Source organism: Actinosynnema sp. CS-041913 (genome assembly GCF_050942485.1).
In the GTDB taxonomy this organism is placed as follows: Bacteria; Actinomycetota; Actinomycetes; order Mycobacteriales; family Pseudonocardiaceae; genus Actinosynnema.
In genome coordinates, this window is the sequence record NZ_CP192037.1 from 6,568,198 (window position 1) to 6,594,954 (window position 26,757).

The window sequence follows — 26,757 nt, forward strand, 5'->3', positions numbered from 1 at the left end:
CCGGTCAGCCTTCGTCGTCTTGGTCTTTGCCGCCGTGTTCGCCGTTCCGGGGCGGGCCGTTCTTCTTGCTCTTCGTGGTCGGCGGCGGCTGCGCGGCTTCGGTCGTGGTGACGGCGGGCTGCCCATCTACCGGCTGCCCGTCGACCGGCTGCTCCCCGACCGGCTGCGCGGCCGACACGACCACGGTCTCCGCCGGAAGCTGCTCCACCACCGTCACCGTGGACGCCGACGGCACGGACGTGCCCTCGGCGGTGGCGGCGGGCGCGTCAAGCTGCTGCCGCAGGTCCTGCGGGGCCGCGTCGTCGGACAGGCTCACGGCGGCCAGCATCGCCAGCACGCCCACCCCGCCCACGACCGCGCTGAGCAGCAGCACGGGCTTCCGGCGGGACGGCACGGGCGGGACCGGCGGCGCCGCGGGCCGTTCCACGACCTCCACGGCGGTCAGCGGGGCCGCGCCGACACTGGCCAGTTCGGCGTCGGCGAGCAGCCGGGCGCACTCCTGGGCGGTGGGCCGCCGGGTGGGCAGCGACTCCGTCATGGCGGTCAGCACGTCGCCCCACGGGCCGGGCAGGTTCGCCGGGATGCGCGGCTCGCGGTGCAGCCGGGCCAGCGCCGCCTCGGTGTCGCCGCCGGGGTACTCGGGCCGCCCGGTGAGGCATTCCAGCAGCACCAGGCCCAGCGCGTAGATGTCGGCGGCCGGGCCGACCTCCCCGCCGCGCACCTGTTCCGGCGCGAGGTAGCCGGCCGTGCCGACCAGCATCCCGGACCGGGTCACCCGGGTGACCTGGGCTTGCAGCGCCAGCCCGAAATCGGCCAGGTAGGCGCGGCGCTCACCGGGTTCGAGCAGGATGTTGGACGGCTTCACGTCGCGGTGCACGACACCGTGCCGGTGCACGTGGACGAGGATCTCGGCGACCTGGGTGCCGATCCGGGCCACCACCTCGGGGGCCAGCGGCTCGCGCATCCGCCGGCGCAGCGTGCCGCCGTCGACGGGCTGCATCACGTAGAACGGGCGGCCCCGGAACGAGCCGGTGTCGTACACGGTGACCACGCCGGGGCACCGCAGCCCGGCCAGCACCTGGGCTTCCCGGTCCAGCCTGACCTGGTCCTCGTGGGTGGCGGAGCCCTGGAACAGCTTGATCGCGACCCTGCGGTCCAGTTTGGTGTCGAGCGCCCGGTAGACCTCGGCCATGCCGCCGGAGCCGTACAGGTTCCCTAACGCGTACCGCCCGTCCACCACTTCACCGGTCAGGTCCCCGTCCCACATCCGGTCGACCTCCGCTGCTCCGACCGAGCCATCCGTGCCCGCAACGTACCCGTCACGCTCCGGAGTGGGCTACCCGGTTTGCCGTTTCGAGTCCATCTACCCGTAGCACTCCCGTCACAAACCGCCGACTTCTCCCCGGTCGGGTGAAGTCCGGACGTTCGGGCTGCCGCAGCAGCGGGTAAACCCCCGCCATGACCGGACCGGAGCGGGAACCGACGTTGAACGAGTTCATCGAGGACCCCGAGGCGAAGCTGGACGCGCTGGGCGAGGTGGACGGGACCAGGGACGTGGTGGACGGCGAAGCCGATCCCGACGAGGAATACGAACACGCCCGAGCCGACGAGCTGTGACCGCCGACGGGACGCCGGCGGTCACCTCCCGTCACGGCGCGGCAGTCGCGCAGGGCGTCGTGGGCGGGGTCGTGGTCGACGTCTGCGTGGGAGCGGTGCTGGGCGGACCGCCCGAGGCCAGGCGGGTGCCGCTGCACAGGTGCGTCTCCACAGCGCCGTCGCCGCCGGCGCCGTGCGCGAACACCAGGTACTTCGTGCCCACGGTGAGCCGGACACCGCACGCCGCGCCGCTGGTGGAGGTCAGGAGGTCCACCCGGCGCGGCACGTCGCCCTTGTGCTCGCGGCCCACCCGGACGGCGTAGCGGTACTTGTCGTCGTAGCTCACCTCCGGGTCGTTGAGCTCCAGCTTCTCGCTGAGCACGACCCCGGCGAACACGTGGTCGGCCCTCGCGTACCGGGCCGGCTCGGTGTCGCCCGGATAACAGCTACACGCGCTGGCCGTGCCGGTGAACACGGCGGTCAGCAGACCGGCGGCCAGCGTCGCCGCGGCCACCGCGTGCGTCAACAAGCGCAGGCGTCTCATCGGCTTCTCCGGGTGGTCGGCCGCCGCGTCACGGGGCGGGCGTGGCGCAGGTGGTGGTCGCGTCGGTCGGCGAGGTGGTCGGCGGGCCGCCGGAGGCCAGTCGGGTGCCGCTGCACTGGTTGGTCTCGACGCGGCGGTCGCTGCTGTCGCCGTGCGCGAACACCACGTACTTGCGGCCGGGGACGAGCTGGATGCCGCACGCCGTGCCCTGGTAGTGGCTGGCGATCTCCACCCGGCGCGGGACGTCGCCCTTGTACTCCTTGCCGACCTTCGTGGTGTAGATGTATTTTTCGCCCTCGCGGCGTTCGCTGATCACCAGCCCGACGAACACGTGGTCCGCCTTGTGGTACTTGTAGCCCTCGCCGCCGGGCAGGCACTGGCACGCGCTGGCGGTGCCGGTGAACACCGCGGTGAGCAGACCGGCCGCCACGGTCGCGACGGCCGCGGCGTGCGCCAGGAAACGTAAACGCGCCACAGGGTTCCCCCTTGAACGGGATGGTCGCGGCGGCGCCGGGGCCAGCTTAGCGGCCGGCGTGCAGAGCGAACCAGAGTTCGGCGCGCAGTCCCGGCGAGTCCAGTGACCTGCCCAGCAGCTCTTCGACGCGGCGCATCCGGTTGCGGATGGTGTGCCGGTGCACACCCAGCTTCGCCGCGGCCGGATCCCACTGACCGTGGCAGCCCAGCCACACCCGCAGCGACGCGCGCAGCGAGGCGTCCAGCGGGGCGAGCAGGGTGGCCGCGTGGAGGGCGATATCCGTTGCCAGCAAACCGGAACCGGGCACGTCCTCGAAGCTCGCGACGTGTTCGTCCCGGGCCCGCAGCGCTTCCCGGTAGCCGCGGGCGACCTCGGTCGCGGTCACCGGGCTGGAGGCGTGGGCGGGCCGGTCGAGTTCGCGGGCCAGGACGACGACGTGCCCGTCGTGCTCGGCCCAGAACCCGGGCGGCTCCTCGGTTCCCTTCGGGAGCACGAAGACGCGGAACGGTCCTTCGGGCGCGTCGGCCACCGGAACCCCGGCGAGCAGCAGGCGGAACTGCGCGGTCCGCAGCTCGCCGCGCACCACGTCGACGGCGTCCGACTTGGCCAGCGCGAGGGTGAGCAGGGACGCGGCGGTGTTCACGATGTTGCGGTCGGCGGTGTCCAGCGGCTCGGCGGTGGACACCGCGAGGTAGCCGCGCCGGCCGAGGGCCTGCATCGCGACGTGCCGCTCCCCCGCCTGCCACGCCGCGCCCGCCGGGCCCGGCCCCAGCCGCTCGGCTTCCCCGCGCAGGTCCGGCAGGTCCCCGCTGGAGTGCACCGGCTCGCCGGACGCGGCGAGCAGCGCCACCGCGCCGTCGACCAGCCTGGCGAGCCTGCTCACCACGGCGTCGGTCGACGTCAGCGCGGCACGGGTGAGGGCGCGCTGGGCGTGGCTGGTGCGGGTGAGCGCCGCGTACTCGTCCACCGCGACCGCCCGCGACACCGCTTTGGTGATCGCGATGAACGGCACCTCGCGCGGCACCTCCACCAGCGGGAAGCCCTCGTCGCGGGCGGCGTCGACCAGCCCCGCCGGCACCCGGGTGTGGCTGAGCCCGGTGCCGAAGCCGAGCCCGACCGCGCCGGCACCCGCCAGCCGCCGCACGTAGGGGCGGTACGGGCCGAGCGCGATGCCGGTGGTCAGCAGCAGCTCGCCGCCCTCCAGGAACGGCGTGGGGTCGGCCAGCTCGGTGCTGTGCACCCAGGCGACCGGCCGGTCCAGGCCGGGGTCGACGTGCACCGGCAGTCCGACCTCGCGGGCGAGGCCGGCGAGCGTGAGGGGCATGGACACTTTGTACAGTGTTCGTGTCCACGATCGCCATTTCCTCCACTGGCCGGCTCGCCTCCGGGGACGGATGCTGGTCCCATGCCCCGACTGCTCACCCAGATCCCCGGACCCCGGTCGCAGGAACTCACCGCGCGCCGCAAGGGAGCCGTGGCGGCGGGCGTGGGCTCGACCCTGCCCGTCTACATCGACCACGCCGAGGACGGCCTGCTGGTCGACGTGGACGGCAACCGGCTGATCGACTTGGGCTCGGGCATCGCGGTGACCGGCGTCGGCAACCCCGCGCCCCGCGTGGCGGAGGCCGTGCACGCGCAGATCGACCGGTTCAGCCACACGTGCTTCATGGTCACGCCCTACGAGGGGTACGTGGAGGTGTGCGAGCGGCTCAACGCGCTGACGCCGGGGACGCACGAGAAGCGCTCCGTGCTGTTCAACTCGGGCGCGGAGGCCGTGGAGAACGCGGTGAAGATCGCCCGGCACGTGACGGGCCGCCCGGCGGTCGTCGTGTTCGACCACGCCTACCACGGGCGCACCAACCTCACGATGGCGCTGACCGCCAAGAACATGCCGTACAAGCACCGCTTCGGCCCGTTCGCGCCCGAGGTGTACCGGGCGCCCATGTCCTACCCGTTCCGCGACGGCCTCAGCGGTCCGGAGGCGGCGTCCCGCGCGTTCGAGGTGATCGGGAAGCAGGTCGGCGCGGGCAACGTGGCGTGCGTGGTGATCGAGCCCGTGCAGGGCGAGGGCGGGTTCATCGCGCCCGCGCCGGGATTCCTGCCCGCCCTGGCCGCGTGGTGCAGCGAGCACGGGGCGCTGCTGGTCGCCGACGAGATCCAGACCGGTTTCTGCCGCACCGGGACGTGGTTCGCGTGCGAGCACGAGGATGTCGTGCCGGACCTCGTCACCACCGCCAAGGGCATCGCGGGCGGGCTGCCGCTGGCCGGGGTGACCGGCCGCGCCGAGGTCATGGACGCCGTGCACCCCGGCGGGCTCGGCGGGACCTACGGCGGCAACCCCGTCGCCTGCGCGGCGGCCCTCGGCGCGATCGACACCATGGTGGAACTCGACCTGAACGCCGCCGCGCGGCGCATCGAGGCCTTCGTGCTGCCCCGGCTGCGGTCGGCGGTCGGCGCGCACGGCGACGTGCGCGGCCTCGGCGCGATGCTGGCGGTCGAGTTCGCCGAACAGACCCCCGAGGTCGCCGCGCGGGTCGCGGCGGCGTGCCACGCGGCCGGCGTGGTCGTCCTGACCTGCGGGACGCACGGGAACGTGCTCCGCCTGCTGCCGCCGCTGGTCATCCCGGACGACCTGCTGGCCGAGGGCGTCACCGTGCTGGAACGGGCCATCAGTGAAGGAGTTGGGCGATGAACACGCCGTACTGGGTAGCGGGTCAGGCCGCGTCGAGCGAGGACGTGGTGGAGGTGCGCAGCCCGCACGACGGCGCTCTGGCCGGCACCACGTCGAACGCGACGGCGCAGGACGTGGAACGCGCGGTCGCCGCCGCCGCGGACGTGGCCGCCGAGTTCGCCTCGCTGCCCGCGCACGCCCGCGCCGCGGCGCTGGACCACGTGTCCCGCCGGCTGGCCGAGCGGGCGGACGAGGTGGCGGCGCTGATCACGGCGGAGTCCGGCAAGCCGCTCAAGTGGTCGCGGGTCGAGGTGACGCGGGCGGTGTCGACGTTCCGCTGGGCGGCCGAGGAGTCCCGCCGCTTCTCCGGCGACCTCCAGCGGCTGGACACCGACCCGACCGCGACCGGCCGCCTGGCCCTGGTCCGCCGCGCGCCGCGGGGCCCGGTGCTGGGCATCGCGCCGTTCAACTTCCCGCTGAATTTGGTGGCGCACAAGGTCGCGCCCGCGATCGCCGTCGGCGCGCCGATCATCGTGAAGCCCGCGCCCGCGACGCCCCTGGTGTCGTTGCTGCTGGGCTCGCTGCTGGCCGAGACCGACCTGCCCGCGGGCTCCTGGTCCGTGCTGCCGGTGCCCAACGAGGTGGCCGGCGAGCTGGTCTCCGACCCCCGCCTGCCGGTCGTGTCGTTCACCGGCTCCGGCCCGGTCGGCTACGGCATCCTGGACCGCGTGCCCCGCAAGCACGTCGTGCTGGAGCTGGGCGGCAACGCGGCGGCCGTCGTCTGTCCCGACTGGACGGACCTGGACTGGGCGGCGCAGCGGATCGCGACCTTCGCGATGTACCAGGGCGGCCAGTCGTGCATCTCGGTGCAGCGCGTGTACATCCACCGCGACGTGTACTCCGAGGTCGCCGACGCGGTCGTCGCGCACGTCCGCAAGCTGGGCACCGGCTCGCCGCAGGACCCGTCGACCGATGTCGGCCCGCTGATCAACGAGGCGGCGGCGCGGCGCGTCGAGTCCTGGGTGGACGAGGCGGAGGCCGCGGGCGCCCGCGTGCTGGCCGGCGGCACCCGCGACGGCGCGACCTACGCCCCGACCGTGCTGGCGGAGGTGCCGGAGGACTGCAAGGTGGTGGACGAGGAGGTCTTCGGGCCGGTGGTGGTGCTCGCCGCCGTGGACTCGGTCGAGGAGGCCTTCGCCAAGGTCAACTCGTCCCGCTTCGGGCTCCAGGCGGGTCTGTTCACGCACGACGTGCGGCTGGCGTTCCAGGCCTCGAAGCGGCTGGCGGTGGGCGGCGTGATCGTGGGCGACGTGCCCAGCTTCCGCGCCGACCAGATGCCGTACGGCGGGGTCAAGGAGTCCGGCACCGGGCGCGAGGGCGTGCGCTCGGCGATGGAGGACCTGACGGAGGAGCGGGTCCTGGTCCTCACCGGCCTGGACCTGTAAGCGCACCGCGGGGTCGCCGCACGCCCTCCGTGGATCGGTGGAGGGCGTGCGGCACTCGCGTTCGGCGCCGCCGACGCGCCGGTCGTCACCGTGGCGCGCGGCCGAACCGCTGTCCCGCCACTATTCCGGCGCCCGGACGCGGGAGGTGAGCAGCGCGTCCGCCCAGCGGGCCTTCGGGTCGATGTCCACCAGCAGGAGCTTGGCCAGCAGGGTCAGCGGGATGGCCAGCACGGCGCCCAGCGCGCCCAGCAGCCAGGCCCAGAAGAGCAGGGCGAGGAAGGTGACGGTGGCGGAGAGGCCCACCGAGTCGCCGACGACCCTGGGCTGGATCAGGGTCTGGATCACGAAGTTCAGCACGCTGTAGACCACGACCACCCAGACCGCGAGCTGCCAGCCGCCCTCCAGCAGGCCCAGCAGGGTCGGCGGGAGCAGGCCGAGGACGAAGCCCACGTTGGGGATGTAGTTGGTGATGAACGCCAGCAGCGCCCACAGGATCGGCAGCGGGATGCCCATGACGGCCAGCGCCACGCCGTCCAGGACCGCGACGACCAGGCCGAAGACCGTGGACACCACCAGGTAGTTGCGGGTGCCCGCGGCGAACCGGCCCAGCGCCGCCGCCACGTCGGGCCGGTCGGCGGCGATCACGGCCATCCGCGCGCCCACGTTGTTCGCGTCCACGCTGAGGAACAGCAGCAGGGACAGCAGGAAGACGATGTTGGACGCCAGGTTGCCCACGCTGCTCAGGACCGTGCCGAGGATGCCCGCCACCCGACCCACGTCCAGGCCGTCCGCGACCTTGCGGAGCTGGTCCGCGCCGACGCCGAACTCGGCCAGCTCGCCGACCGCCGCGTCGGCCAGCTCGCGGGCGCGGCCGGTGTAGTGGGGCAGCTCGGTGGCCAACTGCGCCACCGAGACGACCAGGACCGCGACCAGCGACAGCAGGATCGCGTACACGACCAGCACCAGCGCGGTGGCGGCCACCCAGCCGGGCAGGCCCTTGCGGCGCAGCCAGGTGTGCACCGGGCCGACCGCGATCACCAGGGTCAGGGCCAGGAACACCGGGCCGATGAGCCACGACATCGCCATCACGCCCGCCCCGGTGACCACCGCGGCGGCCGTGCCGAGCAACACCACCAGACCTCTGGGCATCGCCCGAGCCTAGGGCCGCGCCGGCGGATCGGCCTCCGGTCCGACGCGGCCTCCGGTCCGACGCGGCATGTCGGGGCACCGGGGCCGGGTGGAGCGGTAGCGTCACCGATCATGCGGGTCACGTCCAGCAGCGGGCTCTCGCACCTCCCGCGCGACCGGCCGGTGCTGGTGCTGGTCGGCGGCGCGGACGGGATGGCCGCCGAGCACCTCGCGGCGTTCGGCGCGGTCCTGCGCGACCTGGTGCCCCTCCTGGACGCGCTCGGCGCGGTCGTGGTCGACGGCGGCACGGACGTCGGGGTCTCGCGGGCGATGGGACTGGCCCGCGCCGCCGGCGGCGGGCGGTTCCGGCTGATCGGCGTCGTGGCCGACGGGGTCTCGGCCGAGTTCGAGCCGAACCACACCGACATCGTGCTGGTGCCCGGCGACCGGTGGGGCGACGAAGCTCCCTGGCTCGCGGAGGTCGCCGGGCTCGTCGCCGGGTCGCGGACGTCGGTCACCGTGCTGGTCAACGGCGGCGAGATCACGTTCGACGACGCCGCGCTGAGCCTCGCGCGGGAGCGCCCGCTGGTCGTGGTGCGGGGCACCGGGCGCACCGCCGACGCGATCGCCGCCGGCACGGAGCCGCGGGCCGCACGGATCTCCGCCTCGCCGCTGACCGGGGTGGTGGGGCTGGACGGGCTTGTCGCCCACGTCAGCCGGGTGTTCGAGGAGGAAGGGCCGGGATGAGCGGTTTACGCTACGGGGACCTGCCGGGGCTGTTCGAGGCGGCCGACGCCGCGGCGCTGGACGGGCAGCGGCGCTACGTCCGGACAGTGCGGCTGCGGCTGGTGCTGGCGGTGCTGGCCGCCGCGTCCGGGATCTTCACGTGGCTGGTGGGGCGGGTCGACCTGGCCGCGATCGGCACGGCGATCGCGCTGGCCGCGGTCACCGTGACCGAGGTGAACCTGAAGTCCACCCGGCCCGAGGACCGCTGGTACGACGGGCGGGCGCTGGCCGAGTCGGCGAAGAGCCTGGCCTGGAAGTTCAGCGTGGGCGGCGCGCCGTTCGCGAAGGGCAGGCCCGAGCGGGACGTCGAGCGCGAGTTCATCGCCCAGTTGCGCACCCTGCTGGAGGAGGCCCCGACCACGGCCATCACGCCGTCGCGGCGGCCCGTGGTGACCGACGCGATGCGTGCCCTGCGGGCCGCGGACCTGGCCACCCGCCAACAGGCCTACCTGCGGGAGCGCATCGCCGACCAGCAGGACTGGTACTCCGACCGGGCACGGCGCAACGAGCGGCGCGCGGGGTGGTGGCGCACGTCGCTGCTGGCGATCGAGGTGGCCGGGATCGGCGCGGCGCTGGCGAAGGCGGTCGGCGTGATCCGGATCGACCTCGCGGGCGTGGTGGCGGCGGTCATCGCGGCCGGGACGGCGTGGATGAGCGTGCGCCAACTCTCGACGCTGGCCCGCGCCTACACGTTCGCGGCCAACGAGCTGGGCATCGTGCGCGGCCGGCTGGAACTGGTGTCCGACGAGGCGGCGTGGTCGGCCGAAGTGGCCGACGCGGAGGACGCCGTGAGCCGGGAGCACACCATGTGGCGGGCTTCCCGGACCCGTCCGTCGAGTTGAGTCCGGGCAGGCGGTGAAGGCTCGGTGCTCCGTCGCCTCGCCGCGGCCGGCCGTCCAAGGCGGGAGGCCGGGCCGTTCACCAGCCGGGCGACCGCATGTCCAGGGGGAGACCGATCCCGGACAGGAGTTCTTCGGCTCTCTGCCTGTGTTGACGCGCGCGGGCTTCCGCGCAGTCGTGTCCGGCCGTTTCGGCCTGTAGCAGCAGGGCCTGCGCCTCGCCCAGGAGGTGCCCCGTCTCGGCATGGATGGATCGCGCCTGCTCGGCGTGGTCGGCGCCGGCCCGGTGGTCCCCTCGGCGCACGTGGGCCGCGGCGAGGACGGCGTGGGCGTGTCCTTGGTGGAACCGGTGGCCGGTGTGGCGGGCCAGGTCGAGTGCCGCGGTGGCGTCGTCGATGGCTTGTGCGAGGTTGCCGCGGTGGCGGTGCACCGTCGCCAACCCGAGCAGCGCTTCGATCCGCCCTTGCCTGTAGTGCGAGTGGTCGGCGGTCGTGAGCGCGTGTCGGTGCAGTGACTCGGCCTCGTCGAGCCGCGACCTGAGGCAGTGCACGGCGGCCAGGGTGTTCTGCGTGTCGACCGCGACGGCGTGGTGCCCCTTCCCTGATTCGATCGCCTGCTCCAGCAGCTCCACGGCGAGGTCGTGGTCGCCCAGCAGAGCGGCGAGCCTGGCCCGCACCTCCAGGTGCCACGCGATCTCGTGGGTCGCCGAGACCCGCCGGATGTGCGGGGCCGCCACCTCTAGGAGGTCCTCCGTCTCCTTGAGGTGGCCCAGGTGCAGGTGGGTTTCGGCCAGGCCCATCAGCGCGGCGCCACGTCCCCGGTCGTGACCGGACTCGTCCTGCACGGCCCCCGCCCTGGTGAGGTAGCCGATGGCGTCGGCCGGGCGGCCGAGCTTCAACGCGGTCATCCCCAGGTTGATCAGGATGGTGCCGGCGTGGACCAGGCAGGTGGATTCGGCGGTGGCGGTCTCGTCGGCTCGGCTCAGGTAGCGGAACGACGTGGACAGCGTGCCGGTGTAGTACTGCAGGATGCCGAGGTTGGACAGCGCGGCGCACTCGCCCAAGGGCCACTTCGCGGCGATCGCCCCGGTCAACGCCGACTCGAAGTGGTCGACCGCGGCGGCGTAGTCACCCCGCATCAGGTCGAGCACGCCGGCGCTGTTGTTCATCGCGCACACCGCGTGCGGGTGGCCGTCGGCTTGTGCGGCGTGCAGCGCGCTGCCGACGACGGTCGACCAGTGCGCGGTGTTGCCCCGCACGAAGTACCCCTTCAACCCGTCGGCCACCTGCCAGGCCACCCGGTGGTGACCGGTGGCCGCGGCGAGTTCGACGACGGCCGTCGTGTTGAACGCCTCCGCGTTGAGCCAGCCCAGGGCGGAGGCGACGCTGTCGAAGGACATCGGCTCGTGACCGGCCCACCGGGCGCTGCCCGGCAGGCGGACCCTTCCCGCGTCGAGGGTGTCCGCCGCACTGTCGACGGCGTTCGCGTACCAGGTGAGCAGACGGTCCACGGGGGCGCGCCCGTCCTGAGCCGCACGGTCGGCGGCATACAGCCGGAGCAATTCGTGCAGGGCGTAGCGGCCGGGAGCGGGTTCTTCGACCAGGTTCGCCGCCACCAGGTCCCGCAGTTCGCGCTCGGCATCGGTGAGGTCCACGTCGGCGAACGCGGCGACCGCCGGCGCGGTCGTGTCCGGTCCCGGCACCAGGCCGAGCAGTCGGAACACCCGCTGTGCGGACTGGGTCCTGGCGGCGTACGACAGCTCGATGGCGGCGCTGACGGCCGAGGACGGGTCGCCGTGCAGCTCCAGTGCGGCGAGTCGATCACCACTGCGCAACGCGGTGACGTAGTCGCCGATCGAGCGGTTCGGCTGGGCGGCCAGGTGCGCGGCGGCGATGCGGAGGGCGAGTGGCAGACCGTCGCACAGCGCCACCAGGTCGTTCGCCGCTTCGGGTTCGGCGGCGACGCGCATCCCGCCGATGATCCGGTCGAGCACCGCTCGGGCGTCGTCGGCGCCGAGCACGTCCAGCCGCTGTTGCCGGGCGCCCTCGCGGGCCACCAGGCCGTCGAGCCTGTTGCGGCTGGTCACCACCACCGTGCAGTCCGGTGTGCCGGGCAGCAGGGGACGGATTTGATCGGCGTCGACGGCGTCGTCGAGCAGGACCAGCATCTGCCGGTCGGCCAACGTCGAGCGGTAGACCGCAGCCGCGCCGTTCACACCGGAGGGCCGTCTGGTCGGGTCGACCTCAAGTGCCTGCAGCAACTCCTCCAGCGCCTGCCTCGCGGTCAGCGGCGCCCCGGCGCTGTGCCCGCGCAGGTTGACGAAGAGCTGCCCGCCGGGGAAGCGGACCCGGTTGCGGTGGGCCCAGTGCAGGGCCAGCGAGGTCTTGCCAACGCCCGCGGTGCCGGTCAGGACGTGCACCACCGGGCTGCCGTCGGGTTCGTCGTGCGCTCCGTCCAGGATGTGCAGCGCCTGCTCCCTGCCTACGAAACTTCGTGGCGCGGAAGGCAATTGCCTGATGCCGGCAGGGACGACCCGGCCGGCGTCGTGTCGCGGTCGGGATCGCTGTTGTGCGCCCGCCTCGTCCAGAGGCGTATGACGTTCGGCACCGAGCAGTGGATCCGGCTCGCGACCGAGCACCACCCGAGGTTCGGAGCGGCCGGTCAGGAGCCGGCCGTGCAGGTCCTGCAGCGCGGCGCAGGGGTCGGTGCCCAGTTCCTCGACCAGCCGGGTGCGGACCTGTCGGTAGTGCTCAAGCGCGTCGGCGGTCCGCCCCGCCTGGTGCAGGGCCAGCATGTACTGGCCCGCCACCCGCTCGTCCAGGTCGTGCGCGGCGGCTCGCTCGGCCAACTCGACCACCAGGTCGACGCCCCGGCCCAAGCGCAGCCGGGCGGCGGCCAGGTCGTGCCGCGCGGCCAGCAGTTCCTGCCCGAGTCGGTCGCGTTCGGCTTCGGCCCACTCGCCGTCCACTCCGGTCAACGCCTGCCCCCGCCACAACTCCAGCCCGTCGGTCAGCAGCCGAGCGGCCTGCTCGTCGTCGACCTCCGCGTCGGCGGCGGCGCACAGATCGCGGAACCGATGCAGGTCCACCACCGGCGCGGTCGTGTCGGCGATCAGTGCGTAGCCGCTCGAACGGCGCGCGATGGCCACGCCGTGCGCGGCGGCCAGCACCCGCCGTAATCGGGAGATGTAGCTGTGCAACGTCGCCCGCGCCCGCGGTGCCTCATCCGCACCCCAGACCCGCTCGACCAGCCGGTCCACCGGCACCACGCGCCCCGCGTCGACCGCCAGCGCGGCCAACACGCACCGCTGCCTGGGTGCGCCCAGGTGCACCGGCCGCTCGTCGACCTCCGCGCCCACCTCCCCCAGCAGACGCAAGACCACCGCCACCCCCACCGCCCCCGTCCTGACTGCTCCCCGGCCACCAGGCATAGCGGCTTGAGCGGGGCCGTGCAGAAACCCTGCAAGAGATCCACACGACCGGCCCCCCAGCGTAGGACCCACGGCGGCTCGCACAACGTCCGCAACGCCGCCGTGGATCTCCCCGTTCGGCTCTTCTGCACGGCAATAGCGAGAAAACAGGCACCCTAAACCAAAGGAGCAGGTCACCAGCGATGAAGACCAACCTCGCCCGAAGCCTGATGATCACGAGCGTTGCGGTGGGCAGTCTGCTGTCCGCCGGCTCCGTCGCGTCCGCCGCGCCGGTCACCACCACCGCGACTGTGGCCGCCATCCCGAGCTGCGTCATCCTCACCCAGGGTGACACCACCACCGATCCCATCCGGTCGTACGCGAACGTGCGGAGCTTCTGCGCAGGCACCTATCGGATGCGGTTCATCTGGGCGTGGACCACCGACGGGGGCTGCTTCACACTCGCCCCCGGCGACTACCACGGAGAGTCCAAGCCAGGCCGCGGACCGTACGTCTCGGAACTGCGCCCCTGCTGACCGGGCACTTCGCGACCTGACGGCCTCTGTCGCACTGATCCGGATCCACGGATCAGTGCGACGGAGGTCTTGCCAGGTCGGACCTCCCGACGGCAGGGCGAGTCACGCCCGGCACAATCCCACTGCCGGTGACCATGCGCCGGCGTTCTCCCGGATCTTGTCCCGCTGACCAGGCGTGCTGCTGTCTACTCCACGTCGGCGGACGTCGACCCCGGCGGCGAAGGGGCGTCCAGCAACGCCGACACCGGAGCGGGCTCCACCGCCTGGTCGTCCTGCCGTGCCGCGAGCGCATGCAGCAGCGCGCCTGGCTGCTGGACGAGGTGCGGTTCGTGGTTGAGCCGGTATTGCTGTGCCGGGGTCAGTTGGAGCACGCTGAGCTCGCCGTCGACCTTGACGATGAGCAGCGCCCCGATGCGCAGCACCGCGTTGCGCTCCGGGCGCAGCGACTCGATCACCGAAGCGAGGTGTTCCATCAGCCGGGCGGTCACCTCGGCATCCTGCGCGTGCACCAGGTGGGTCTCCGCCGCGTGCGCGGCTGTCGCGCCCAGTTCGCTGCGCCCGAACCCAACCGCCTTGGCCCGAAGCCGTCGAAACCACGACCCGATGACCGGATCGTCCCGGTCGACCACCGCCAGCCCGCTGACCCTCAAGGCGTTCTCGACAGCGCTCTCGACCGCGCGGTGACCGGTTCCGTCACCCAGGTAGATCGACACCGGCACGATCATCACACCGACCAGCGTGCCCACTCCGCCGTCACCGTCAACCGGTCGGGCGTCCAACTCGTCCGTGTCCTGAGGCGGTTGGTGGGTGCCGTGGAGGTTGTCGCGTTGTCGTTCGACGCGGGCTTCTTCGTTGCGGCTGCCTTGTCCATGGTTGATGACGGCCAAGAGCGGGGTGAGGGAGGAGATGGTGAGGGCGGAGATGATGAGGGCGGGAGCGTAGTGGTCGCTGGTGCCGGGGTGGAGGAAGTCAGGGATGTCGGAGCTGCGGTAGCCGGGCAGCACGACCGGAAGCAGTCGCCGTGTCCAGGTGGGCCGGTCCTGGTGGAGGCGGTCGCGGAGCAGCGCGACTTCGGTCTGCACGCCTCGGCTGCGGTCGCCGGGGGTGGTTCCGTCGGCGGCGGCGCGGTACTCGGGGGAGGCGATGATGATGATGTAGTCGGCATTGTCGATCTCGTCCCTGATCCAGCCGGCCCAGTCCTGCCCCGGGACGGGGTGGTTGGCATCCAGGCGGGCGTCGACGCCGAACTGGCGCAGGAGTTCGGCGAACAAGCCCACTTGTCCGATGTGGAGCGGGTCTTCGTGGGCGTAGGAGATGAACACCCGTCGCGGCGGTCTGGCTGTCGTGTCCACGTCCACCATTTGATCGCATCCGGCGGAGTTCCGGATCATCCGGGTGGGTGGTTGGCCCACCGGGCTGGTCTCCGCCAAGTAGAGGCGGACACGAGCAGCCTGGCTATTCGGATCCAGTTGCCGGATCGCAGGCGGTCGCGTGGGTAGAACCCCGACTGTCGGCGCGCTGGTCGACCAGACCCCACAACCCTTGAGCGGCATAGCGGGCACGTTTGAGTTCGATCGTGCGCAGGCCGACGCCCAACTCGACCGCCTTGGCCCGTTGCCGCTCGGCCAACGTGGTCGTCTGCGGGTCGTAGTCGTGCCGCGGGCGGGCGCCGGGAGGCGCACCGGACGGCAGCCCGGTGTCGACCTCGACGTGTCCGGCCGGCACCACCTGCTCGCCGCCCGCGTCGGAGCGCAGCCGCACCGACGTGCCGCCGACCCGAACCAGGCCCGCACTCCGCAAGCGCTTGGGGGGCCACCGGAATACGGGAGAAAGGTTATCCGGACTACGGATCACACCAGAACGGCTACCTGACGCGAAGATCAGGGCGGCTCTCTTCCTCCGAAAGCTCAAACGTGTGGCCGGTCGCCGCCCAGTGCGGCCAGTACGGTCCGGTAGGTCAGGTCGGTCCGTGCGCCTACCTCGCCCGCCGCGGCGCCCAGCATCGGTGAGTTCGTCGGCAGCCGTGCTGCTTCGTGGACGACGGCCAGGTAGATGGCGCAGCACCACGCCGTATCGGTGGCGGTGATTTCGCCGACTTCGCGCAACCGCCTGAACAGCAGTTCGAGCCCGGCCGTGACCTCGGGGCTCAGGGGTGTCATCTTGGTGGCCGGGTCCACGGTGAGTTCCATGATCGCCCGGTTGTCGACCTTGAGCTCGAAGAGCAGCTCGGTCAGCCGGTACAGCGCCGCGACGGGCGGTGCTGTCGCCACTCGCGCCTGGTCGAGCCCGCGCAGGTACCGCTCGTTGAGCAGCCCGGTCAGCGCCTCCAGCAGCGCCTTCCGGGAGGAGAATCGGCGGTGGACGGTGGCGCGCGCGAGTCCCGCGGCGTCGGCGATCCGCTCCAGCGTGGCGGTCGCGTCGACAGCGAGCAGCTCCTCGGCGGCGGCCAGGATCCGCGCCGTGCTGCGCTCAGCGTCCGCCCGCAAGCGCCGCGGTTCGGCGTCTGCGCTCACCCGGCACCCCTCCTTCTCGCTCGGCTCGTCCGAGACGCCCCGGATCAGCTTACATCCGAAGCGTGACCGCCTCACCTCCTCGACTAATTGAGACTTCGGTGTAACACTTGCGGGGTCAAATCAGACGCGAAGGAGAACCACCATGGATCTGGATCTTGCGGGCAAACGTGTCCTCGTGACGGGGGCGAGCAGGGGCATCGGACTGGCGACGGTCGAGGCGTTCGTCGCCGAAGGCGCTGAAGTCGTCGCCGTGTCGCGGAAGAGCACTCCTGAGCTCGAAGCCACCGGCGCGACGTTCGTGTCCGCCGACCTCCTCGACGCCGGCGCGTCGCAGCGGGTGCTCGACACTGTGCTCGCGCGCGACCCACGCCTCGACGTGCTCGTCAACAACGCCGGCGGTGGCGAAGCGGCCGACGCCGACCTCCTCGACCCCATCGGCGGTTCCAGCGCGGCGTGGGGTGACATTCTCACGCTGAACCTCGGCGCCGCCGTGGAGATGACGCGGGCCGCGCTGCCGGCGCTGTCGCGGGCGCGGGGCGCGATCGTGAACATCAGCTCAAGCTCCGCGCGTGACCCGCGCGGGGTGCCGCTGTCCTACGCCGCGGCCAAGGCCGCGCTGAGCGCGTTCTCCCGAGGGCTGGCGGAGAAGCTGGGGGACACGGACGTCCGGGTCAACGTCGTCACACCCGGCGCCACCCGAACCGCGATCCTGACGAGCCCGGACGGCTACCTGGGACGGCTGTCGGCGGGCATGGGCATCGACCACGGAACGTTGCTCGCGGCCATGCCCGAGCAGTTGGGAATGGTGACCGGCAAGCTGATCGAACCCGCTGAGATCGCCCGGGCGGTGCTCCTGCTGGCGTCGCCGACGATGCCCAGCGCGGTCGGCTCCAACTGGAGCGTCGATGGGGGCATCCTCAAGACGCCGTAAGAGTCTCGCCGATGTGGACTGCGTGCGGCGCGAGCAGCTCGGCGTGGTGGCGGTGTCGCGGCAGGTTCCGGGGGCGGAGCGAGGATCGCGGCGTGGGGCGTGCGAGCGCGGCATGAGCCGGGTCGCGGTCCGCGCCCGGTTCGACCCGCCGCCTCTCGTAGTCCACCAAACTGACTGTCGTCGCCCACCGACAACCAGGTCCGGACACCGACAACGTCAGCCGGACAGGACGACAGTTCCACACTCACCGGACAGAAAAGTTGTCACCCGGCAATCACACAGAGTATGGTCTAGACCTGCCGCCGCGTTGGGTGAAATGTCCTGCCCAAAGCGGTTCACGCTGCTTCGGGACCGGTCGCCCAGCGAAGTCACCGCCCACCCGAGAGGAGCTGACATGGCACTCCGCCGAAGGATCGCCGCTATGGCGGCCGGCGTTCTCGCCGCGCCGCTGCTGGTCGTCGCCCTGCCGACGGCCCCGGCGTTCGCCCACGGCTACGTGTCGTCACCGCCCAGCAGGCAGGCCCAGTGTGCGAAGGGCACCGTGGCCTGCGGCAGCATCAAGTACGAGCCGCAGAGCGTCGAAGGCCCGAAGGGCCTGCGGACCTGCCACGGCGGCAACGCCGGGTTCGCCGAGCTGAACAACGACAGCAAGGGCTGGAAGGTCACCAACGTCGGCCGGACGGTCACGTTCAACTGGGTGTTCACCGCCCGCCACCGCACTTCCAACTACGAGTACTACGTAGGTGGCCAGCGGGTCGGGTTCGTGGACGGCAAGATGCAGCAGCCGCCCGCGAGCGTGTCGCACACCATCAACCTCGGCAGTGCGTCCGGCCGGCAGAAGGTGCTGGCGATCTGGAACATCGGCGACACGTCCAACGCGTTCTACGCGTGCATCGACGTGAACATAAGCTGATGATCGACTGAACACCGGTGGGGGCGTGCCAGCCTGTAGGCACGCCCCACCCCGGTCAGCTAGTGAAGCCGCCGTCCACGGCTAGCTGGGTACCCGTGATGTACCGGGCCTCGCCGGAGGCCAGGAAAGCCACCAGGGCGGCCACCTCGTCCGCCTCGGCGTACCGGCCGAGCGCCGTGAAGCCGCGGATCACGTCGGAGTACGGGCCGTCCGCCGGGTTGAGGTCGGTGTCCGTCGCGCCGGGGCGCACCAGGTTCACCGTGATCCCGCGCGGCCCCAGTTCGCGGGCCAGTGCCTTCGTGAGGCCGACCAGCGCGGCCTTGCTCGCGGAGTACAGCGAGAACCCCGGGAACACCGCCCGTTCGGCGACGTTGCTGCCGATGCTGATGATCCGCCCGCCGTCCCCCAGGTGCGGCAGCGCCGCCTTGACGGCCAGGAACGGGGCCCGCACGTTCACGTCGAACGTCCGGTCGAACTCCTCGACCCCCAGCTCCTCCACCGGCCCGATGATGTACGCGCCGGCGTTGTTCACCAGGATGTCCAGGCGCCTCAGTGTCCCGACCGCCTCGTCCACCGCCGCCGTCACGGCCGCCGCGTCCGCGCTGTCCGCCCGGATCGCCACCACCCGCCGGCCCAGCCCCTTGACGCGCTCCACCACGTCGTCCGCGTTGTTCTGATACGTCACCGCGATGTCCGCGCCGTTCCGCGCGAGCCGCGCCGCCACCGCCGCGCCGATACCCCGACTACCACCCGTGACCAGCGCGACCTTGCCTTCGATGTTCATGGAACCCATCCTGGGCGACCGCGGACCGCGAATCCGGCGGCAATCGGACGTCGCGGTGGGCCGCGGACATCGACCGGGAAATCCGTTGCGAGGCGCTCGGCGGACCGCATAACGTGCCCGGTACACGAGGAAGGAGGTGGTCCGAAGTTGTATAGCTACAGGACTCGACGTGAGGTGGCTGTCCGCTAGGACCGGCCTTTCCCAGGTGGTCTGGGCGAATCCCAGGCAGCCACCCGGCCCCCGTGACCCCGAGCCCAGTCCAGCTCGGCCCGCACCTGGTGCTGGAGACGGTCAGGGGGCCGTTTCACGTTCCGAGGTGGTCACGCACGGTGCGCAGGTCGGCCAGGAAGGCGGCGTACGCCTCGGCCCGGTCGGGAGCCCGCAGCACCGACGACGGGTGCACGGTGGTGATGACCCGGTAGTCGTCGGCCTGCTCCAACTGCCCCCGGCGTTCGCTGACCTTGTAGGCGGAGCCCAGGACGGCCTTGGCGGCGGTCGCGCCCAGGCAGACGACCAGTTCCGGCCGCACCTGCCCCAGCTCCGCGTGCAGCCACGGCAGGCAGGCGACGACCTCGCCCCGGGCGGGCGTCTTGTGGATGCGCCGCTTGCCGCGCTCGGCGGGCACGAACTTGAAGTGCTTCACCGCGTTGGTCACGTACACGCCCTCGCGCAGCAGGTCGGCCTCCGCCAGCGCCTTGTCCAGCAGCTTCCCCGCCGGCCCGACGAACGGCTGCCCCTCGCGGTCCTCCACGTCGCCGGGCTGCTCCCCGACGATCAGCAGCCGGGCGTCCGGCGGACCCTCGCCGAACACGGTCTGCGTCGCCGGTCGGTAGAGGTCGCAGCCCTCGCAGCCGCGCGCGGCAGCGCGCAGCGCCGCCAGGTCCGCGCCCTCGGGCACGAACGGGGCGGCGCTGCGCGCGGCCATGTCAGCGGTCGTTGGAGCGGAAGGCGTCCTTGACCTTCTCGCCGGCCTCCTTGAGCGCGCCCTTGGCGCGTTCCGCCTTGCCCTCCGCCTGCCACTGCTCGTTGTCGGTGGCATCGCCGAGGGTCTCCTTGGCGCGGCCCTTCATCTCCTCGGCCTTGTTGCTGACCTTGTCGTCGGCACCCATGGCGGTCCTTTCGGTCGACTTCAGGTCCACACCGTGAATACCCCGCCCGGCCGAGGGGAAACCGGCCGCCATGACCAGCCGGATCATCGCCATCGCGCTCGACAGCCCCGCCGACGCCGCCGACCTGCGCGCGTTCTGGTGCGCCGCCCTGGACTACCGGGAGACCCGGAGGTGGACCGACGCCAAGGGCGTCGAGTACACCGAGCTGGCCGGCGACGGCCCGCTGCTGCTCCTCCAGCCGGTGCAAGAGCCGAAGCAGGTGAAGAACCGGCTCCACCTGGACCTCGCGGCGGACGGCGACCGGGACGCCGAGGTCGACCGGCTCACCGGTCTGGGCGCGCGGGTCGTGCAGCGCGACCCCGACCTGCCGTGGGTAGTGCTGGAAGACCCGGCGGGCAACGAGTTCTGCGTGCTGCCGCCGCGCTGAGGACCCTCCGGTTTCTCCCCCGCACCCGCCTCTACTACGGTGATCGTCTACGCGGTTGAAAAGCCAGCCGCAAGCCACCCCGGCGCCCAGCGTTCTGGGCACCAGGGTCAGCGTCCGCTGAGGGCTTGCCGGAGCTGGCACCGCCTGCCCTCGCACGCACCGCTGACCCGGTTTCGACGTGCGAGAGGAGCCCGACCGTGGTCGGGGACGACGGACTGGACGGAACGCTTGCCGCGCGGATCGCCAGCCTTGAGGCCGAGGTGATCGGCCTGCGCAAGGCGGTGCAGACCCGCACCGTCATCGGGCAGGCCACCGGCCTGATCGCGGCCGTGCAGGGCTGCACCCCCCAACAGGGGTTCCAGCTACTGGTCGCCATGTCGCAACACCACAACGTGAAGCTGCACACCATCGCCCTGAAGCTGCTCGACCTCGCGGCCGAGCTGGGTCCGCGCCAGGCCGTGCGCGCGGTGCACCTGCCGGCCGAGTCCGACGGGCCGGTCGACGGCGACTGGCCGGGGCTGGAGGTGGTGCACGCCGCGCGGCGGCTGGTCGCGGCCTACGACGCCGTCGACACCGCCGCCGACGAGCTGCCGGAGGTGCGAAGACAGCTCGCCGACCAGGTCACCCTGGCCGGTCAGCTCCTGGCGGAGAAGCTGGCCGAGGTCGGCTGGCTGCCGGATAGCTGAACCACCGCGAACGACTCGGCGGGCACGCGCGCCGCCTGCCCCGCCACGGTCGCGTCGGCCGACGCGAGCAGCACTTCGCCGGGGGCCCCGAGCGGGACGTCGACCGCGTCGGGGCCCGTGTTGCACACCACCCGCAGCGCACCGCGGTGCAGCACCAGCACGTCACCCTCGGCGGTGACGTGGAACCGGTCCAGCCGGGGATCGGCGAGTTCCGGCCGGGCCCGGCGCAGCGCGATCAGCGACCGGTGCAGGTCGAGCACCCGGCGGTGCCGGTCCTCCGCCACCTCGTCCCAGTTCAGCGTCGACCGCCGCACGGTCGCCGGGTCCAGCGGGTCGGGCACCTCCGACTCGCCCCACCCGTGCCGGCCGAACTCCCGCCGCCGGCCGGTGCGCACCGCCTCCGCCAGCTCCGGGTCGGGGAACGAGGCGAAGAACTGCCACGGCGTGCTCGCCGCCCACTCCTCGCCCATGAACAGCATCGGCGTGTACGGGGAGCAGAACACGATCGCCGCGCCCACCGCGAGCCGCCCGGACGACACCGACGCGGACAGCCGGTCGCCCACCGCCCGGTTGCCGACCTGGTCGTGGTTCTGGAGGTAGGCGAGGAAGCGGTAGCCGGGCAGCCGCTTGTCCACCGGCCGCCCGTGGTGCCGCCGCCGGAAGGACGACCAGGTGCCGGCGTGGAAGAACACGTCCCGCAGCGTCGTCGGCAGCGCCCCGACGAAGTCCGGGTAGTAGCCGGACGTCTCCCCGGTCAGCGCCACGTGCAGCGCGTGGTGCAGGTCGTCGGACCACTGCGCGTCCAGCCCGTACCCGCCGGCTTCCCGCGCGGTGACCAGCCGGGCGTCGTTCAGGTCCGACTCGGCGATCAGCGTCAGCGGCCGGCCGACGGCCGCCGACAGCGCGTCCACCTCCACCGCGAGCTGCTCCAGCAGGTGCCGCGCGCTCCGGTCCACCAGCGCGTGCACCGCGTCCAGCCGCAGGCCGTCGACGTGGAAGTCGCGCAGCCAGCCCAGCGCGTTGTCCACGACGTACCGGCGGACCTCGTCGGAGTCCGCGCCGTCCAGGTTCAGGCCCGGACCCCAGTCGTTGCTGCCCGCGAAGTACGGCCCGAACCGGTCCAGGTACGCGCCGGAGGGCCCGAGGTGGTTGTAGACCACGTCCAGCAGCACCGCCAGACCGCGCGCGTGGCAGGCGTCGACGAACCGCTTGAACCCGTCCGGCCCGCCGTACGGCTCGTGCACCGCGCCCCACAGCACGCCGTCGTAGCCCCAGCCCGCGACCCCGTCGAACGAGTTCACCGGCAGCACCTCGACGTGCGTGACACCGAGGTCGACCAGGTGGTCCAGCCGCTCGACCGCCCCGTCGAACGTGCCCGCCGGCGTGAACGTGCCGATGTGCAGCTCGTAGAGCACCGCGCCGGGCAGCGCCCGCCCCGTCCACCCCTGGTCGGTCCACGCGAACGCCGAGTGGTCGTAGACGCGGGACGCCTCGTGCACGCCGTTCGGCTGCCACCGCGACCGGGGATCGGGCAGCACGTCGCCGTCGAGCACGAACGCGTAGTCGGTCCCTTCGGCGGGCGAGTGCCACCACCCCCCGTCGCCGGCCGCCATCTCGTGGTCCTGCCCGTCCACCCGAACCAGGACGCGCTCGTGGTGAGGCGCCCACACCGAAAAACTCACTGATCTCCTCGCACCAGCAGTGCCACCGGGTACCGGTCCAGCAGGTCGGCCAGGCGCGGGGCGGCGGGCCGCGACGTGAGCACGTCGGTCCACTCCCCCGGCGGCAGCGGCAGTTCCGTGTCGCCCCAGCCGCCGGCCGCCGCCAGGCCCACCGGCAGTCGGGTGGCCACCGCCACCAGACCGGTCCGTTCGAACGCGACCGCGTGGTCGGCCGCCGGTCCCGCCGCCCGCAGCGGCCGGTAGCCGCGGAACAGGTCGGGCCGGGTCCGGCGCAGCCGCAACGCCTGGTGCGTCACCAGGAGCTTCGCCGCGCCCGAGTCGTCCACGGCGGGCAGCCAGCCGTCCCGGACGCGGTCCAGCAGCCGACGCCGCACCCCGTAGTCCACCGGCCGCCGGTTGTCCGGGTCGACCAGCGACAGGTCCCACAGCTCGGTGCCCTGGTACACGTCCGGCACGCCGGGCGCGGTGAGCTGCACCAGCTTCTGCCCCAGCGCGTTGGACCACCCGTGCGGCTCGATCCGGGACACGAACGCGGCCACGTCGTCGGCGAGCGGGCCGTTCAGCACCTCGCCCGGCCACGCCGCGACCGCCGCCTCGAACTCCTCGTCGTGGTCGACCCACGTGGTGCGGATCTTCGACTCCTTGGCCGCCTTGTCGAGGTAGGCGGCCATCCGGTCGGCCGAGATCGGCCACGCGCCCACCAGCGACTGCCACGCCAGCAGGTTCAGCGCGGGCTCGTCGATCGGGTGCGCGGCGGTCCAGCGGCGCACCGCCGCGGCGAACTCGTCGGGCAGCTCGGCCAGCACCGCGAGCCGCGCCCGCACGTCCTCGGACCGCTTGGTGTCGTGGGTGGACAGCGCGGTCATCGCCGCGGGCGACCCGGCCTCGCGCCGGGCGGCCCTGGTGTGGAACTCGGCCACCGGCATCCCGAACCGGTCCGGCGCGCCGCCGACCTCGTTCAGCGCGACGAACCTGGTGTACCGGTAGAACGCGGTGTCCTCGGTGCCCTTCGCCACGACCATGCCGGACGTCTGCTGGATCCGGGTCGCCAGCTCGCCGCGCGGGTCGGCCCGGACCTGCTCGTCCAGCGCCCGCACGGCCGGGCAGGTCGCCGCCGCGACCGCCGCGTGCCACGCGTCCCAGCCCTCCGGCAGGTACGACCGGTACACCGGGAACGCGGTCATCACCTGCGCCACGGCCTCCTCGGCGAGCGCCCGGTCCGGGTGGTCGACGAGGGCCGCGATCCGCCGCACCTCGGCCCGCAGGATGCCGCGCGCGACCAGGTCCCGGCACTCGTGCTCGACCGCGCCGAAGTCCGTCGCCACGCCCAGCTCGTCGGCCAGCGCGGTGAACGCCCGCTCCCCCGCCGGGTCCACGAACACGCCGCACACCTCGCGCAGCGCGTCGTAGCCGGTCGTGCCCTCCACCGGCCAGCTCGCGGGCAGCGCCTCGTCCGGCCCGAGGATCTTCTCCACCACCAGCCAGCAGCCCGCGCGCTCCTTGAGCCGCCGCACGTACCCGCCGGGGTCGGCCAGGCCGTCCGGGTGGTCCACCCGCAGCCCGGTCACGTCGCCCGCGGCGACCCAGCGCAGCACCTCGCGGTGCGTCGCGTCGAACACCTCCGGGTCCTCCACCCGCACCGCGGCCAGCGTCGTGATGTCGAAGAACCGCCGGTAGTTCAGCTCGGCGTTGCCGCGCCGCCAGAACACCAGCCGGTAGTGCTCGTGCTCCCGCTCCTCCTCGGGCGAGCCGGCGAACGGCAGCAGCAGCGGACCGGCGGACCGGTCGACGTCGAAGTACTCCGCGTACGGGGAGGCCTCGCCGCGCTGGAGCACGTCCCACCACCACGGGTTGGCCGGGCCGTCGTCCACCGCCATGTGGTTCGGCACGATGTCCACCACCAGGCCGAGGCCGGCCTGCCGCAGCGCCTTGCCCAGCGCCCGCCGCCCGTCCTCGCCGCCGAACTCCGCGCGCGCCCGCGTCGGGTCCACCACGTCGTAGCCGTGCGTGGAGCCCGGCGTCGCCTCCAGCAGCGGCGACGCGTACAGCGCGCCGACGCCCAGCGCGTCCAGGTAGTCGACCACGGCCTCGGCGTCGGCGAACGTGAAGTCGGGCGTGAACTGGATGCGGTACGTCGACGCGGGAGCCTCGGGCCGGGTCACTCGACGCCCGTCCGCTGGAGCACCACCAAGGACCGCGCGGTCAGCGTGACCGTGCCGCCCGCCGGCACCGGCTCGCCCCGGTCGGCGTCCTGCACCACGCCGGTCGCCGTGTCGACCACCACCGTCCACTGCGGACCGTAGCTCGCGTCGGGCAGGGTGGTCTCGATGTCCTCGTGGTGGGCGTTGAACGCGACCAGGAAGGAGTCGTCGAGGACCCGCATCCCGCGCTGGTCCAGGCTCGGGATGCCCTCGCCGTTGAGGAAGACCACGACGCAGCGGCCGAAGTCGTCCTCCCAGTTCCGCTCGGTCATCTCCTCGCCGGCCGGCGTGAACCACGCGATGTCGCGCAGCTCGTCGCCCTTGCGGATCGGCTTGCCCTGGAAGAACCGGCGCCGGCGCAGCACGGGGTGCTTGCGCCGGAACGCGGTCAGCGCGCCGGTGAAGTCCAGCAGGTCCTTGTTCTTCTCGACCAGCGTCCAGTCCACCCAGGACACCTCGTTGTCCTGGCAGTAGGCGTTGTTGTTGCCCTGCTGGGTGCGGCCCAGCTCGTCGCCGTGCAGCAGCATCGGCACGCCCTGCGACAGCAGCGTGGTGGCCAGCAGGTTGCGCCGCTGGCGGGCGCGCAGCTCGTTGACCTCCGGGTCGTCGGTCGGCCCTTCGACGCCGCAGTTCCACGACCGGTTGTCGTCCGCGCCGTCCCGGCCGTCCTCGCCGTTGGCGTCGTTGTGCTTCTCGTTGTACGAGACCAGGTCGGTGAGCGTGAAGCCGTCGTGCGCGGTGACGAAGTTGATCGAGGCGTAGGGCCGGCGGCCGTCGTCCTGGTACAGGTCCGACGAGCCGGTGATGCGGGACGCGAACTCGCCCAGCGTCGCGGGCTCGCCGCGCCAGAAGTCGCGCACGGTGTCCCGGTACTTGCCGTTCCACTCCGTCCACAGCGGCGGGAAGTTGCCCACCTGGTAGCCGCCCGGCCCGACGTCCCACGGCTCGGCGATCAGCTTCACCTGGCTCACCACCGGGTCCTGCTGCACCAGGTCGAAGAACGTGGACAGCCGGTCCACGTCGTAGAACTCGCGGGCCAGCGTGGCGGCCAGGTCGAACCGGAAGCCGTCCACCCGCATCTCGGTGACCCAGTACCGCAGCGAGTCCATGATGAGCTGGAGGGTGTGCGGGCTGCGGACGTTCAGCGAGTTGCCGGTGCCGGTGTAGTCCGTGTAGTACTTCGGATCGTCGTCCACCAGCCGGTAGTACGCCTGGTTGTCGATGCCCCGCATGGACAGCGTCGGCCCGAGGTGGTTGCCCTCGGCGGTGTGGTTGTAGACCACGTCGAGGATGACCTCGATGCCCGCCTCGTGCAGGGCGCGGACCATGCCCTTGAACTCCTGCACCTGGTTGGCCTGCTCGGGTAGCGCCGCGTAGCCGTCGTGCGGCGCGAAGAACCCGATCGTGTTGTAGCCCCAGTAGTTGCGCAGGCCCTTCTCGGCCAGGCCGTGGTCGGTGACGAACTGGTGCACCGGCATCAGCTCGATCGCCGTCACGCCCAGCGCCTTGAGGTGGTCGACCACCGCCGGGTGCGCGAGGCCCGCGTACGTGCCGCGCAGCCGGTGCGGCACCTCGGGGTGCTGCATGGTCAGGCCGCGCACGTGCGTCTCGTAGATGACCGACTCGTTGTACGGGGTCTTCGGCGGCCGGTCGTTGGCCCAGTCGAAGAACGGGTTGACCACCACGGACAGCGGCACGTGGCCGGCCGAGTCCAGGTCGTTGCGCTCGTCGGGCCGGCCGAACCGGTAGCCGAACAGCGACTCGTGCCAGTCGACACCGCCGGTGATCGCCTTCGCGTACGGGTCGATCAGCAGCTTGGCCGGGTTGCACCGCAGACCCTGCGCCGGGTCGTACGGGCCGTGCACCCGGTAGCCGTACCGCTGGCCGGGGCCGATGCCCAGCAGGTAGCCGTGGTGGACGAAGCCGTCCACCTCCGGCAGCCGCACGCGGGTCTCGGTCCCGTCGTCGTCGAACAGGCACAGCTCGACGTACTCCGCGACCTCGGAGAACAGGGTGAAGTTGGTGCCCACGCCGTCGTAGCCGGCGCCGAGCGGGTAGGGCGTTCCGGGCCAGGGCCGCACA

Annotated in this window: 25 protein-coding genes; 10 read left to right on the plus strand and 15 right to left on the minus strand. The window is 72.5% G+C overall.

Annotated elements, in window-relative coordinates; all coding sequences use genetic code 11:
- Window positions 1–4 precede the first annotated feature (4 nt).
- A complete protein-coding gene (locus tag ACQPZF_RS29185; RefSeq protein ID WP_433262341.1) occupies window positions 5–1,267 on the minus strand; it encodes a serine/threonine-protein kinase in 1,263 nt (420 codons plus the stop codon).
- A gap of 191 nt (window positions 1,268–1,458) precedes the next feature.
- Between ACQPZF_RS29185 and ACQPZF_RS29190 the strand changes: the two genes are divergently transcribed.
- Window positions 1,459–1,617: a hypothetical protein gene (locus ACQPZF_RS29190; protein ID WP_433262343.1), complete on the plus strand. Its 159-nt coding sequence runs from the start codon at window positions 1,459–1,461 to the stop codon at window positions 1,615–1,617.
- A gap of 31 nt (window positions 1,618–1,648) precedes the next feature.
- Here the strand turns inward: ACQPZF_RS29190 and ACQPZF_RS29195 are convergent, their stop codons facing one another.
- From ACQPZF_RS29195 to ACQPZF_RS29205, 3 genes are read right to left on the minus strand one after another with little or no spacing between them, the layout of a single operon-like run.
- The gene (locus ACQPZF_RS29195; RefSeq protein ID WP_433262345.1) at window positions 1,649–2,140 is read right to left on the minus strand and encodes a hypothetical protein; all 492 of its coding nucleotides are present in this window, start codon (window positions 2,138–2,140) and stop codon (window positions 1,649–1,651) included.
- A 28-nt stretch (window positions 2,141–2,168) separates the two neighbouring features.
- The gene (locus ACQPZF_RS29200) at window positions 2,169–2,615 is read right to left on the minus strand and encodes a hypothetical protein (protein ID WP_433262347.1); all 447 of its coding nucleotides are present in this window, start codon (window positions 2,613–2,615) and stop codon (window positions 2,169–2,171) included.
- A gap of 46 nt (window positions 2,616–2,661) precedes the next feature.
- Window positions 2,662–3,939, minus strand: a complete 1,278-nt coding sequence (locus tag ACQPZF_RS29205; RefSeq protein WP_433274733.1) for a PucR family transcriptional regulator — start codon at window positions 3,937–3,939, stop codon at window positions 2,662–2,664.
- Window positions 3,940–4,020: 81 nt separating this feature from the next.
- On the opposite strand from ACQPZF_RS29205, the gene gabT reads away from it, so the two are divergent.
- On the plus strand, window positions 4,021–5,307 hold the full coding sequence (gene gabT / locus ACQPZF_RS29210; protein ID WP_433262349.1) for a 4-aminobutyrate--2-oxoglutarate transaminase: 1,287 nt from the start codon (window positions 4,021–4,023) through the stop codon (window positions 5,305–5,307).
- Entirely contained in the window at window positions 5,304–6,731 is a 1,428-nt protein-coding gene (locus tag ACQPZF_RS29215) for an aldehyde dehydrogenase family protein (protein WP_433262351.1), read from the plus strand. The genes gabT and ACQPZF_RS29215 overlap by 4 nt, the downstream gene beginning before the upstream one ends.
- Window positions 6,732–6,851: 120 nt before the next feature.
- On the opposite strand, the gene ACQPZF_RS29220 is transcribed toward ACQPZF_RS29215, so the two are convergent.
- Window positions 6,852–7,880 (minus strand): AI-2E family transporter, encoded by a 1,029-nt coding sequence (locus ACQPZF_RS29220; protein ID WP_433262353.1) that lies wholly within the window; start codon window positions 7,878–7,880, stop codon window positions 6,852–6,854.
- A 111-nt stretch (window positions 7,881–7,991) separates the two neighbouring features.
- On the opposite strand from ACQPZF_RS29220, the gene ACQPZF_RS29225 reads away from it, so the two are divergent.
- Together ACQPZF_RS29225 and ACQPZF_RS29230 are read left to right on the plus strand one after the other, a co-directional pair.
- Window positions 7,992–8,606 carry a hypothetical protein gene (locus tag ACQPZF_RS29225; protein ID WP_433262355.1) on the plus strand — a complete coding sequence of 205 codons (615 nt, stop codon included), beginning with the start codon at window positions 7,992–7,994 and terminating at the stop codon, window positions 8,604–8,606.
- Window positions 8,603–9,487 carry a DUF4231 domain-containing protein gene (locus tag ACQPZF_RS29230; protein WP_433262357.1) on the plus strand — a complete coding sequence of 295 codons (885 nt, stop codon included), beginning with the start codon at window positions 8,603–8,605 and terminating at the stop codon, window positions 9,485–9,487. The genes ACQPZF_RS29225 and ACQPZF_RS29230 overlap by 4 nt, the downstream gene beginning before the upstream one ends.
- Window positions 9,488–9,563: 76 nt before the next feature.
- Here the strand turns inward: ACQPZF_RS29230 and ACQPZF_RS29235 are convergent, their stop codons facing one another.
- Window positions 9,564–12,866, minus strand: a complete 3,303-nt coding sequence (locus ACQPZF_RS29235) for an AfsR/SARP family transcriptional regulator (RefSeq protein WP_433262359.1) — start codon at window positions 12,864–12,866, stop codon at window positions 9,564–9,566.
- A 230-nt stretch (window positions 12,867–13,096) separates the two neighbouring features.
- Here ACQPZF_RS29235 and ACQPZF_RS29240 point away from each other — a divergent pair, with 230 nt between their 5' ends.
- A complete protein-coding gene (locus ACQPZF_RS29240) occupies window positions 13,097–13,429 on the plus strand; it encodes a hypothetical protein (protein ID WP_433262361.1) in 333 nt (110 codons plus the stop codon).
- Between the two features lie 185 nt (window positions 13,430–13,614).
- On the opposite strand, the gene ACQPZF_RS29245 is transcribed toward ACQPZF_RS29240, so the two are convergent.
- From ACQPZF_RS29245 to ACQPZF_RS29255, 3 genes are all read right to left on the minus strand, one after another.
- Window positions 13,615–14,781 (minus strand): toll/interleukin-1 receptor domain-containing protein, encoded by a 1,167-nt coding sequence (locus tag ACQPZF_RS29245; RefSeq protein WP_433262363.1) that lies wholly within the window; start codon window positions 14,779–14,781, stop codon window positions 13,615–13,617.
- Window positions 14,782–14,884: 103 nt separating this feature from the next.
- Entirely contained in the window at window positions 14,885–15,229 is a 345-nt protein-coding gene (locus ACQPZF_RS29250) for a hypothetical protein (RefSeq protein WP_433262365.1), read from the minus strand.
- Between the two features lie 107 nt (window positions 15,230–15,336).
- The gene (locus ACQPZF_RS29255; RefSeq protein ID WP_433262366.1) at window positions 15,337–15,942 is read right to left on the minus strand and encodes a TetR/AcrR family transcriptional regulator; all 606 of its coding nucleotides are present in this window, start codon (window positions 15,940–15,942) and stop codon (window positions 15,337–15,339) included.
- Between the two features lie 142 nt (window positions 15,943–16,084).
- On the opposite strand from ACQPZF_RS29255, the gene ACQPZF_RS29260 reads away from it, so the two are divergent.
- Both ACQPZF_RS29260 and ACQPZF_RS29265 read left to right on the plus strand, forming a co-directional pair.
- A complete protein-coding gene (locus ACQPZF_RS29260; protein WP_433262368.1) occupies window positions 16,085–16,873 on the plus strand; it encodes an SDR family NAD(P)-dependent oxidoreductase in 789 nt (262 codons plus the stop codon).
- A 394-nt stretch (window positions 16,874–17,267) separates the two neighbouring features.
- On the plus strand, window positions 17,268–17,786 hold the full coding sequence (locus ACQPZF_RS29265) for a lytic polysaccharide monooxygenase auxiliary activity family 9 protein (RefSeq protein WP_433262370.1): 519 nt from the start codon (window positions 17,268–17,270) through the stop codon (window positions 17,784–17,786).
- A gap of 55 nt (window positions 17,787–17,841) precedes the next feature.
- Here the strand turns inward: ACQPZF_RS29265 and ACQPZF_RS29270 are convergent, their stop codons facing one another.
- The 3 genes from ACQPZF_RS29270 to ACQPZF_RS29280 form a co-directional block, all read right to left on the minus strand.
- Window positions 17,842–18,570, minus strand: a complete 729-nt coding sequence (locus ACQPZF_RS29270; RefSeq protein WP_433262371.1) for an SDR family NAD(P)-dependent oxidoreductase — start codon at window positions 18,568–18,570, stop codon at window positions 17,842–17,844.
- 304 nt (window positions 18,571–18,874) lie between these two features.
- Window positions 18,875–19,495 carry a UdgX family uracil-DNA binding protein gene (locus ACQPZF_RS29275; RefSeq protein WP_433262373.1) on the minus strand — a complete coding sequence of 207 codons (621 nt, stop codon included), beginning with the start codon at window positions 19,493–19,495 and terminating at the stop codon, window positions 18,875–18,877.
- Between the two features lies 1 nt (window position 19,496).
- Entirely contained in the window at window positions 19,497–19,679 is a 183-nt protein-coding gene (locus ACQPZF_RS29280) for a CsbD family protein (protein ID WP_433274734.1), read from the minus strand.
- A gap of 70 nt (window positions 19,680–19,749) precedes the next feature.
- On the opposite strand from ACQPZF_RS29280, the gene ACQPZF_RS29285 reads away from it, so the two are divergent.
- Window positions 19,750–20,106 carry a VOC family protein gene (locus tag ACQPZF_RS29285; protein WP_433262375.1) on the plus strand — a complete coding sequence of 119 codons (357 nt, stop codon included), beginning with the start codon at window positions 19,750–19,752 and terminating at the stop codon, window positions 20,104–20,106.
- A 197-nt stretch (window positions 20,107–20,303) separates the two neighbouring features.
- Window positions 20,304–20,792: an ANTAR domain-containing protein gene (locus ACQPZF_RS29290; RefSeq protein ID WP_433262377.1), complete on the plus strand. Its 489-nt coding sequence runs from the start codon at window positions 20,304–20,306 to the stop codon at window positions 20,790–20,792.
- Here ACQPZF_RS29290 and treZ read toward each other — a convergent pair.
- Genes treZ through glgX form a run of 3 tightly spaced genes read right to left on the minus strand, consistent with a single transcriptional unit; the run spans window position 20,741 to window position 26,756 of the window.
- On the minus strand, window positions 20,741–22,474 hold the full coding sequence (treZ, locus tag ACQPZF_RS29295; protein WP_433262379.1) for a malto-oligosyltrehalose trehalohydrolase: 1,734 nt from the start codon (window positions 22,472–22,474) through the stop codon (window positions 20,741–20,743). The two genes, ACQPZF_RS29290 and treZ, sit on opposite strands and share 52 nt — an antisense overlap.
- Entirely contained in the window at window positions 22,471–24,636 is a 2,166-nt protein-coding gene (gene treY, locus ACQPZF_RS29300; RefSeq protein WP_433262381.1) for a malto-oligosyltrehalose synthase, read from the minus strand. Before treY ends, treZ begins: the two co-directional genes overlap by 4 nt.
- Window positions 24,633–26,756, minus strand: a complete 2,124-nt coding sequence (gene glgX / locus ACQPZF_RS29305; protein ID WP_433262382.1) for a glycogen debranching protein GlgX — start codon at window positions 26,754–26,756, stop codon at window positions 24,633–24,635. The genes treY and glgX overlap by 4 nt, the downstream gene beginning before the upstream one ends.
- Between the last annotated feature and the right edge of the window lies 1 nt (window position 26,757).